Below are 10,314 nucleotides of genomic sequence, written 5' to 3'. Positions count from 1 at the left end.
CTTTTCAATGATTGAATAGCGGATATTTACAACAACCGCCAAAACAATTCCTAAAACGGTAAATCCTACAGCTACCAGCAGGGAATATTCCATACCGAACATTTCAGCCAGTTTACTTGCCATTACCGTCGCTGAAAACTGGGAAAGAGCTCCTGCAATCATAACTGCGCTGACACATTTCGCCTTGGAAGCCGGAAACAGGTCTGTCATTGTAGCTGTCACCAGCTGAAGCACACCCCCTGCTGCCGTTGCGCCGACAATGAAACCGCCTGCCACTGCCAGCGTCGTATTTCTCGAAACAAACATTAAAAATTCTGTCGCTCCTGCGATGATCGGGCAGATCAAAATAAATTTGACAGGTTTGATCCATTTCAGCAGAAATGTTGTAGCTACGACCATAAGGATAGAACCTAAAGAATACATAGACTGAATCTGCCCGGCAGCCCCTTCTGTCATTCCCAGCACGTCCATTCCATAACTTTTATTTACAGCCAAAAAGATCTGGAATGTTGCTGTACAGGTATAACCGATAACGATCAGTGCAATTCCTTCCACTGCAAATTTTGATGCCTTGGAAACTCCCACGAAACCTTTTACTTTCTCTCCGTTTTCTGTCTCTACTTTCGGCTGCGGCGCAAATTTGGCTCTTGTCAGCAGCAGTGCATTGACGATCAGGATAATAATACAAAAGACAAATGTCCAGCCATACCACATGTCATTTGCCAGCAGATAGGCAATCATCATTGGCAGAATATACTGAGCAATGGAGATGACCAGCTTCGTAAGAATACTTGCAAGTCCTGAATCCTCCAGGATTTCCATCGCTCCCGGAATAACGCCGGAGTCTAAAAATCCATTGGCAACACCGCAGAGCATTGCAACAAAGTAGCCGACCTGAGCATTCGGAGATACAAGGATTCCGGCAAAGAACAAGACGTAGACAAAACTTCCGATCAAAGTGATTGGTCTTCTTCCGAACCGGTCAGACAATGCTCCTGAAAATGGATATGTAATCAGACGTCCGATTCCAAGCGCTGATGTCACGGCAACAACTCCGGCCGCTGTGGTCCCCCACTGCTGCTGAAGGGAAGTTACATTCTGTCCTATGATCGCTGCTCCAAAACCATGGACAAAGAATGTAACGTACAGCATAAATGCTGTTGGGTACAAATGCTTATAACGTTTTTCCTGTTTCATTTTTCTCCTCCTGAAAACTATTACATGTTATTTTTTTCACAAAACTGTCAGTAATTCATCTGCATAACTTACTACAGAAATTATATCAATTATCCTGTATTTTTCTACAACGTAAATTGTAGATTATAAAAATTATCTTGCTTTTCTATCCAATATTCTGTATGATTATTTCAGATTTTCTTATTTTTTAGTCAACTATCTTGTATTATGTAATAATTATCTTGTAGTCAAAGGAGTGCCATTATGTTCTTAGAGGAATATCGCGAGAAAGTACGGAGGCCAATATTTGAGCCGGATCATTCTCCAAAAATCTGCCGTTTATCACACAGCTATAATAATCCCACCTGGAATTACCAGTACCATTTACATAAAAACGAGACCGAACTGGTCTATATTTCAAAAGGAAGCGGGACTTATGTCATCAATACCAATTCCTATCAGCTGAAGAAAGGAATGATTCTCATTGTAGAACAGGGTGCCATCCATTCCCTTTTTTCTGATGAACATGATCCCCTGAACTGCTGGACCTGTGCCATTTCAGATTACAAATTATGCTGCCGGTCCGATCACGGATTTATGCTTCCTGCCAATGTATGCCCTGCCATGGATTCCGGTATCCATGAAAACTATATCCACCGTCTGTTTGAGGAATTAGACTTGCTGAGAAAATTTTCTTCCGATACTCATATGGCAGCCTGTGACGCCTTAGCCGTTTCACTGGCAAGCATTTATTTTGAACTTTTCCTTGCCGATCCGAAAACGGAGCGTCATAAAGATTCCTCTTTTGCCCGTGATATTTTAATTTATATCAACGAAAATTACGCCTCACAAATCACTTTGAAAAAACTGGCTGAACAATTTCACATCAGCACAGATCATATCAGTCATGAATTTTCTAAGGTATATGGAATCTCACCGATTAATTATGTGATTGACCGCAGACTGAATGAGGCAAAATGGATGCTGATCAACACTTCCGATTCTCTGGTCTCCATTGCAAAAAAAATCGGCTACGAGAACACCAATCATTTTTCAAAACTCTTCCAGAAGAGAATGCAGTATCCGCCGCTCAAATTCCGGGAACTGTATCAGCACAAAAAGAGCACCTCATCTTGAGATGCTCTTTTCTAAACTCTTGTATTTAATACTGAATATCCAAAACTTTTTTCATATGTTCTAACGGCATATGTTTTCCTGTCCATAGATGAAAAGCTGCGTCCCCTTGGAACAGCATCATTCCCAGTCCGTTCATACATTTGCATCCGGCTTCTTCTGCCTGCTCCAAGAGCTTTGTCTGCCGCGGTGCATATACAGTATCTGTCACAATCAGATCCGGTCTCAAAAATGAGGTGTCTGGTATTACAGACTGTCCCTCCAGAGGTTTCATTCCCACCCCTGTTGCCTGTGCGAAAAGATAGCTGTCAGCGATTTCTTCCTTCAGCTTATCTTTGTCATCCAGATCATAGAGATTTACCACACAGTCTGTATTTGCTCGAATCTTTTCAATGGTCTTCTCAGCGTTTTCCCAAAACTTATCTTTGATATTAAAGATCGACATTTCTTTTACTCCGTCCAGCGCGGCCTGGATCTCAATAGCTGTGGCAGCACCACCGGCTCCGGCAATGGTCATTTTCTTTCCGATGACGTCAATTCCGTTGTCCTTTAATGATGCCATATAGCCTATTCCGTCCGTTATATGTCCGGTCAGCTTTCCATTCTCGTTCACAATGGTGTTTACCGCACCGCAAAGTTTAGCTGCGGGTGAAAGTTCATCCAAATATTGTCCTACTACCGTTTTATTCGGCATGGAAACATTGGAGCCCTTCAGCTGCAGAGCACGGATCCCTTTTACTGCATCTTCAAGGGTCTCATTGGTCACCTCAAATGCAAGATACGCATAATCAAGTCCCAGCTGTGCAAATGCCTCGTTGTGCATTGCCGGCGAACTGGAGTGTCTGATCGGATACGCCATCAGCCCGATCAATTCCGTATGTCCTGTAATTCTTTCTGCCATAATATCCTCCTATCATTTCTGAATATGATATCATTATAGTCAAAATAAGCTGATCCTAAAAGCATCGATATTTCACTTCTGCTGAACTATCTTGTCCATTTTTCGTCCTTACATCTGAGAATAGGAACTCTGTCGCGATTTTCAAGCAGGTATTTTGCTTTTTTCATAAATTATCCTGTGTTTTAAATTTTCTTAAGCAATAAAGAACAGGCACTTTTACTGTTTTCCAATAAAAGTGCCTGCTGATCTTACTTCTGGTTCAAATATGCATCAAAAACATCTTTTGATACATTTTCCTCAATGCTTTTATATATGTCGGAAGACGCTTTCCTTACGTCCTCCTGAGTTTTCTTATCCAGCCTCACAATCTTCGTACCACTGTCTTTTATGACCTTCATCCGGTCTTCGATCCGTTCATCCGAAGCTTTCCTTGCATATTCCTTTGCTGTCTCTGCCGCCTCAGAAATAATCTTCTGCTGATCTTTCGGAAGGTCTTTATAAAATTCATCACTTACAATCAGAGAAATATAATGGGGCAGGTGATTTGTTTCCACCACATAATCCTGCTGTTCATAAAGTTTGCTTGACACAATGACCTCGTATGGATTTTCCTGTGCGTCTATCGTCTTCTGCTGGAGACCGATATATACCTCACTGAATGTCATCGGTGTCGGATTGGCTTTCAGTGCCTTCCAGAAATCCATATGATAGCTGTTTTCCATGGTACGGATTTTCTGTCCTTTAAAGTCATCGATTGACTTCACCTCTTTGTTGGTAGACATGACACGGAATCCCTGGTCCGCATAACCGAGCAGCTTAAATCCGCCTTTTTCATAGACCTTTTCCATCTTCTTATAAAATACAGGATTGTCCACGGCAGCTCTTGCCTCGGCAATCGTAGCAAAGGCACTTGGCAGGTCAAAGACAGCGGTATCCGGCATAAAAGTAACCTGCGGTGCTGTATTCTGCACGACGAAAGGAATATCACCGTCAGAACAGCTCTCAAGCAGTTCTCTGTCTCCTCCCAGCGTACTGTTGGGATAAACTTCAATCTTCATTTTTCCTTTGCTCAGCCGGTTCACCTCATCGGCAAACTTTTGTGAATAAAGCTGAGTCACTGTATCCTCAGGACTGGAGGTCCCCAGCGGCCAGGCATACCGCTGCACTCCATCGGAACTTTTTTTCCCGCATCCTCCCAGCACAAACGCAGAGATGATACATAATGCTGCAATGGTAAATCTTCTAAGTCTTTTCATCTGTATCCCCCTCCTATAACAGCGCAAGGCTGATCTGCGGTATAAATGTAATCAGTAACAGAGCCACCAGGAAACATGCAATCAGAGGCATGGCTTTTTTGGCAATATCCACTACAGGAATCTGTGTCAGTGAAGAAGCCACAAACAGATTCACTCCAATCGGCGGGGTAACAAAACCGATCGCCAGATTGACCACCATCATCACACCGAAATGAATTGGATTCATTCCAACGCCTACTGCAATCGGCATCAGAATCGGTGTCAGAATCAAAATAGCCGGTGTCGTATCCATAACCATACCCACAAGCAGTAAGAAGACGTTGATTACCAGCAGAATGACAATTTCATTGTGGAATGTTCCGAGAATCCACTCGCTGACTGTCTGAGGAACCTGCATCAGAGTCAGGACTCTTGAAAATGCGACGGATGCTGCAAGTATAAATAAGATAGGCGCGTAGGTACGGATTCCCTCGATCATTACTCCCCATAAATCTTTTATATGGATACTCTTGTAGACAAATAAGCTTACGAATACAGAATAAAAAACAGAAATCACCGCCGCTTCTGTAGGGGAAGCCACACCAGTATAAATACAGCCGAGGATAATAACCGGACTGAGCAGCGCAAAAAAACTGTCTTTCAGCACAGTAAGCAGACCTTTGTCATGAAGCGCCTGTACTTCTTTTCGTATCTTTTCTTTATCTTCCCCATGTTTTCTGCAGTAAAAAACAGCATATACCATCAGCAGCAGACCGATAGAAATCCCGGGAAGAATCCCGGCGATAAACAGGTCACTGACAGACTGTCCGGATGCCATTCCGTACATAATAAAAGGAATACTTGGAGGGATAATGACACCCAGTCCTCCTGAAACCGCAACGATCGCTGTGGCAAATTTTTTATCATAACCGAGCTTAATTAAAATCGGGATCGTCATACTGCCCACTGCAGCCACCGTCGCCGGCGCTGAACCTGAAATTGCTCCATAAAAAAGACACGTAACAATAACTGCACATGGCATTCCCGCTGTAAATTTTCCAATAAAATATACAAAAACATCAAAAATCTTTTTTGAAATTCCGCCCTTTGCCATCACCATGCCTGATAATACAAACATCGGCACCGCCAGCAGCGGAAAACTGTCGATTCCCCCAAGCATAGATCGGATGACAAACTGACCGCTTGCGGTAAAAGAAGAATCAAAAATTCCCGGAAGTACTGACACAATACCGAGTCCAATGGAAATCGGGATCGCGATGATCAAACACAAAAAGAAAATAATAAAAACTGATAACGCTGACATACCTACACCTCCTGATCCTTTCCAACTGCGATTTTAAACTCAATCAGCCATCTCTGTAAAATACGGATTGTCACCAGCAGGAAACTCACCAACGGTGCTGCCTGTATGTAGTACATTGGAATATGGCATGCAGGGCTGACTTGTCCGCTCTCAAATGCACTTTTTAAATACAGGACAGAGTACGGGATCAGATACAGGAACAACGCCAGTTCAATGGTATGGTTCACCACTTTAAAGATGGCCCTTCCCCTTTTAGGAAACATTGCCACAAACTGTTCAATTTTAATGGAAATACACTTTTTTGTGCAGTAGCTGACACTGATAAATCCCGACCAGATGAACAGGTATCTTGTGATCTCCTCCGACCAGGAAAGGGATGCTCCCAGAACATAACGCGCCAAAACCTGAATGCCCATGATCAGGACCATTCCCACCAGGAAAACTCCCATTAAAAACTCTTCTAAATTCTCATCTAACCACTTTAGCATCTTCATACCTCTCTTTTGTAAGCGGAGCCCTGCTGTTCTCAGCATAATTCTATCTATTTGAACATGCTTCCCCGCCTGTAATTATTACAGCATCCAAAAGTTAATTTTTTAACAACCAATCCACTATATTATACATGGAAATAATTGATTCCACAAATAGATTTTTCAAATAGAATTAATAATTTTTATCTATCAATTTTGCAGATTTTCTTTGAACCCAAATGCCCTGCAGTTGTGAATCAGCCGCAATTCTCCCACATAAAAAGCAGATAACCTGGTTTCAGATTATCCGCTTTTATCTTACTGTCGTTTTGTTTTTATAATTCTACAGTCCCTGATTTGCGTGGAGGAACTGAAGCATATCATTTAATTCATTGACTGCTGCCTGACCCGGAGCGGACGCTTTTTTCGCTGCGCCGAATGTGAGCGCTGAACCAAAGACTTCTCCGCAGAGACGGCTGATCAGTCCTGTTCCGGCCATTGACATGGTGATAATCGGACGGTCTGCATGATCTGTATACATTTCTTCCGTAGCCGAGAGCAATGTAAGCACATCTCTTCTGCAGGTCGGCATCACAGCAATCTTAGGAATATCAGCTCCTAATTCCTGCATTTTGACAAGCCTGCTGACAATCTCTTCTTTTGCCGGAGTCTTGTCAAAATCGTGATTGGAAGCTACAACCTTCACACCGCACTCGTGCGCTACCGCCACGATATCTTTTACGATATCATCTCCCGTAAATACTTCCACATCTACAAGATCTACATATCCGCTTTTCGCTGCGTTTTTATTCAGTTCTGCATATGGACCCGCTTCGATGGCTTTCTCTCCGCCTTCTTTGGATGTACGGAAGGTAAAGAGAATCGGTGTCTCCCCGAGAGCTTCTCTCAGATCTTTTAACACATCTTCTACTTTGGCAAAATCGAAGACTCCCTCAAACCAGTCCACGCGCCATTCCACAACATCTACCGGGATCTCCCCGAAAGACTTTGCCTCGGCGATGATCTCTTCCTTTGTCACGCCGACAATCGGCACACAAATCTTGGGAACACCCGTTCCAATCTCTACATTTCTAACTTTTACTGGATTCATTCTTTACTCCTTATTAAGCTTTCTCTTCCATTGCCTTGTATCTCACATTGACAAACAGAGCCAACAATACTCCGACAACAGTGATTCCAATGTTCATTAATAAAATGTCTGCTTTATCCATTGTACCAGCCAGAGAAAGGATTGTATAGTTCGATAAGCTGGACGCGATCATAACGATACTCGTGATGGTTCCTTTGATTTTCGGGAACAGATCGTTGGCGGTCGCTGTCACAAGCTGAAGTACAACGGCTCCTGCGGAATATCCGACAACTGCTGATCCGATGTAGCAGATAGAAGGAGTTCTCAGCAGATAAACAAGCGCAATCATAATCGTTGCGATCAGAGGATATACAAATAAGAATCTTACCCCTTTTATCTTATTAACTAAAACAGTTGTAACGACGATAGCTACGAGAGATCCTGTGCTGTAGTAAGTCTGCATGACAGAAGGATCACCAATCTTTGCATATTCCTTCGCGAAATCCTGAGCACAGTTCAGCCAGAGCTGGAATGTTGCTGTTCCTGTAAATCCGATGATGATCAGCGCAATGCTTTCCAGTGAGAAGTTTGCGTGTTTGATATCCTGGATCAGAGAAGATTTTGCTCCGCCTGCTGTTTCCATTTTCGGAAGAGGCGCGAATAAAACGAGCACTCCGATGATAGCGATGGCAGCACCGCATACGTATAATAATACATTTAAGGAAAGGTTTGCTCCAACGATAGCACCGATCATAAACGGCATTAACAGCTGTGAACAGGAGATTGAAAACTTGGTAAGCATCGTTGCCATACTGGATCTCGGTGCGAGAATCTCAACACATGCCGGAATAACGCCTGTGTCAAGGAAAGAGTTTGCGATACCTCCCAGAATTGCCGCGATATATGCAACGGTCATATTCGGTGACATGGCAAGTCCTAAGAAAAAGATCGCATAGGAGCCTGCGCCGATAATGGATGCAACTTTTCTTCCCAGCTTATCAGAAAGAGGTCCTGCAAACGGAAGGGCAATCAGCCTTCCCAATCCTAATGCGGCAGCTACCATTGTAACAAGACCGATGTCTGATGCTCCCCACTGTTTTACCAGGGTTTCTTTTACTGCCACCTGTCCTAAGACAGATGCTCCGATACCATGGATAAAATAATTTAAATATAAGATAAACGCACTGGGATAATATTTTTTGTTCATAATTGATTCCTCTCAAATTTCCTCTCTAAGTTTAGTCGTATTTAATATCCAATACTTCTTTCATGTGATCGATCGGCATATGTTTTCCGGTCCACAGGTGGAATGCAGCGTCTCCCTGGAACAGCATCATACCAAGACCGTTCATTGTCTTGCATCCGGCTTCTTTTGCCATCTTTAAAAGTGCAGTCTCTCTCGGTGCATAAATTGTATCAGTGACAATCAAGTCCGGACGTAAGAATGACGCGTCAGGAATTACTGATTGTCCCTCTAAAGGTTTCATTCCCACACCTGTTGCCTGTGCGAACAGATAGCTGTCTGCGATCTCTTCTTTTAATTTATCTTTATCATCAAGGTCGTAAAGATTTACGATGCAGTCTGTGTTTGCACGGATCTTCTCAACAGTTTTCTCCGCGTTCTCCCAGAACTTATCTTTAATATTAAAGATTGACATTTCTTTGACACCGTCTAATGCCGCCTGGATTTCGATTGCCGTTGCTGCTCCGCCTGCCCCTGTGATTGTCATTTTTTTACCGATCACATCGATGTCATTGTCTTTCAATGACTGCATGTAGCCGATTCCGTCGGTGATATGTCCTGTCAAAACTCCGTCTTCATTGACGATCGTGTTGACTGCTCCGGCCATTTCTGCTGCCGGTGAAAGCTTATCTAAGTATTTGCCTACGACTGTCTTGTTCGGCATAGAAACGTTGGAACCTTTCAGTTTCAAGGCGCGCAGTCCTTTTACCGCATCCTCTAATGTGTCATTGTCAACTTCAAACGCCAAATATGCATAGTCAAGTCCTAATGTGGCAAATGCTTCATTGTGCATTGCCGGTGAGCTGGAATGTCTGATCGGATATGCCATCAGCCCGATCAATTCTGTATGTCCTGTAATTCTCTCTGCCATGTGTCATTCTCCTTTTTTACTTACCCTGTTGTTTCTTCACCCAAAAGTTAATTTTTTAACAACCTTACAAAAACTATTATACACGGATCTTATTGATACTTCTAATACATCTTTTAATACTTTTTAATAGTATTTTGCTATCATTCATGTTATGCTTCCTTATATAAATAGCACTGCACTTTCCACAGAAATGAGGTAATCTCTATGAATCTAAACCAGCTTTCATATTTTCAAAAAATCGCAACCCTGCAGCATTATCACCAGGCAGCCAGAGAATTGAATGTATCCCAGCCCAGTCTGAGCCGCTCCATCGCCAATTTAGAAGAGGAACTGGGGCTTCCTCTCTTTCGGAAAAACGGAAGAAACATCGAGCTGACCAAGTACGGCAAGATCTTTTTAGAACATGTTAATAAAATACTCGAAGAAGTAAAGATTGCCGAGGACAAAATGAAGGCTCTGGCCAACGCCAAAGGAGGCCACATCGACCTGGCCTACGTGTTTCCCCTCGCCAAATCGTATATTCCCCACCTCGTACGCAGTTTCCTGGATTCGGAAGATTCCAGCAATATCACCTTTTCTATGACGCAGGAAATCACCAACAAAATGCTCCGTGATCTGAAATCCGAAAAATATGACGTCATCTTCGGCTCGTACGTATCCAATGAGCCTGAGATCGAATTCGTCCCGGTCATTAATCAGGAGATGGTTGTCATCACGCCGCTGGAGCACCCCTTGAAGCATAAAAAAGAAGTTCTGCTGGAAGATCTTCTGTCCTATCCTGTTATAGGATATGACCGCACCTCCGGTCTGGGGCAGTATACAAATTCCATCTACCGGCAGAACCGGATGGAACCTGAGATTGCATTTGAA

At 43.1% G+C, this 10,314-nt stretch carries 10 protein-coding genes; 2 read left to right on the top strand and 8 right to left on the bottom strand.

Features of this window, described 5'->3' with window-relative positions:
• A partial coding sequence (locus QVP35_RS00475) for an MFS transporter (protein ID WP_288187698.1) occupies positions 1–1,197 on the bottom strand: 1,197 nt, incomplete at its 3' end.
• Positions 1,198–1,440: 243 nt separating this feature from the next.
• On the opposite strand from QVP35_RS00475, the gene QVP35_RS00470 reads away from it, so the two are divergent.
• Positions 1,441–2,313, top strand: coding sequence for an AraC family transcriptional regulator (locus QVP35_RS00470; RefSeq protein ID WP_006567227.1), 873 nt, complete (start codon positions 1,441–1,443; stop codon positions 2,311–2,313).
• A 25-nt stretch (positions 2,314–2,338) separates the two neighbouring features.
• Here the strand turns inward: QVP35_RS00470 and QVP35_RS00465 are convergent, their stop codons facing one another.
• From QVP35_RS00465 to QVP35_RS00435, 7 genes are all read right to left on the bottom strand, one after another.
• Positions 2,339–3,211, bottom strand: a complete 873-nt coding sequence (locus QVP35_RS00465) for a shikimate dehydrogenase (protein WP_009289831.1) — start codon at positions 3,209–3,211, stop codon at positions 2,339–2,341.
• A gap of 248 nt (positions 3,212–3,459) precedes the next feature.
• Positions 3,460–4,467: a TRAP transporter substrate-binding protein gene (locus QVP35_RS00460; RefSeq protein WP_006567229.1), complete on the bottom strand. Its 1,008-nt coding sequence runs from the start codon at positions 4,465–4,467 to the stop codon at positions 3,460–3,462.
• Positions 4,468–4,480: 13 nt separating this feature from the next.
• The gene (locus tag QVP35_RS00455; protein WP_009289832.1) at positions 4,481–5,770 is read right to left on the bottom strand and encodes a TRAP transporter large permease; all 1,290 of its coding nucleotides are present in this window, start codon (positions 5,768–5,770) and stop codon (positions 4,481–4,483) included.
• Between the two features lie 2 nt (positions 5,771–5,772).
• Entirely contained in the window at positions 5,773–6,258 is a 486-nt protein-coding gene (locus tag QVP35_RS00450) for a TRAP transporter small permease (protein WP_009289833.1), read from the bottom strand.
• A 325-nt stretch (positions 6,259–6,583) separates the two neighbouring features.
• Positions 6,584–7,351 (bottom strand): type I 3-dehydroquinate dehydratase, encoded by a 768-nt coding sequence (aroD, locus tag QVP35_RS00445; protein WP_009289834.1) that lies wholly within the window; start codon positions 7,349–7,351, stop codon positions 6,584–6,586.
• Positions 7,352–7,364: 13 nt separating this feature from the next.
• Entirely contained in the window at positions 7,365–8,537 is a 1,173-nt protein-coding gene (locus tag QVP35_RS00440; protein WP_006567233.1) for an MFS transporter, read from the bottom strand.
• Between the two features lie 31 nt (positions 8,538–8,568).
• Positions 8,569–9,444 carry a shikimate dehydrogenase gene (locus QVP35_RS00435; protein WP_006567234.1) on the bottom strand — a complete coding sequence of 292 codons (876 nt, stop codon included), beginning with the start codon at positions 9,442–9,444 and terminating at the stop codon, positions 8,569–8,571.
• Positions 9,445–9,648: 204 nt separating this feature from the next.
• Here QVP35_RS00435 and QVP35_RS00430 point away from each other — a divergent pair.
• On the top strand, positions 9,649–10,314 hold a 666-nt coding region (locus QVP35_RS00430), incomplete at its 3' end, for a LysR family transcriptional regulator (protein WP_288187696.1).

This window comes from Anaerostipes sp. CAG:276, from assembly GCF_000432215.1.
GTDB classification, from domain to species: domain Bacteria; phylum Bacillota; class Clostridia; order Lachnospirales; family Lachnospiraceae; genus Anaerostipes; species Anaerostipes caccae.
This window is presented reverse-complemented; position numbering and strand designations above follow the sequence as displayed.

Excerpts from the sequence above, each read along its gene's own strand:
- QVP35_RS00440 (WP_006567233.1), bottom strand. The coding sequence starts at position 8,537 with ATGAACAAAAAATATTATCCCAGTGCGTTTATCTTATATTTAAATTAT.
- QVP35_RS00450 (WP_009289833.1), bottom strand. The coding sequence starts at position 6,258 with ATGCTAAAGTGGTTAGATGAGAATTTAGAAGAGTTTTTAATGGGAGTT.
- QVP35_RS00460 (WP_006567229.1), bottom strand. The coding sequence starts at position 4,467 with ATGAAAAGACTTAGAAGATTTACCATTGCAGCATTATGTATCATCTCT.
- QVP35_RS00465 (WP_009289831.1), bottom strand. The coding sequence starts at position 3,211 with ATGGCAGAAAGAATTACAGGACATACGGAATTGATCGGGCTGATGGCG.
- aroD (WP_009289834.1), bottom strand. The coding sequence starts at position 7,351 with ATGAATCCAGTAAAAGTTAGAAATGTAGAGATTGGAACGGGTGTTCCC.
- QVP35_RS00435 (WP_006567234.1), bottom strand. The coding sequence starts at position 9,444 with ATGGCAGAGAGAATTACAGGACATACAGAATTGATCGGGCTGATGGCA.
- QVP35_RS00455 (WP_009289832.1), bottom strand. The coding sequence starts at position 5,770 with ATGTCAGCGTTATCAGTTTTTATTATTTTCTTTTTGTGTTTGATCATC.
- QVP35_RS00470 (WP_006567227.1), top strand. The coding sequence starts at position 1,441 with ATGTTCTTAGAGGAATATCGCGAGAAAGTACGGAGGCCAATATTTGAG.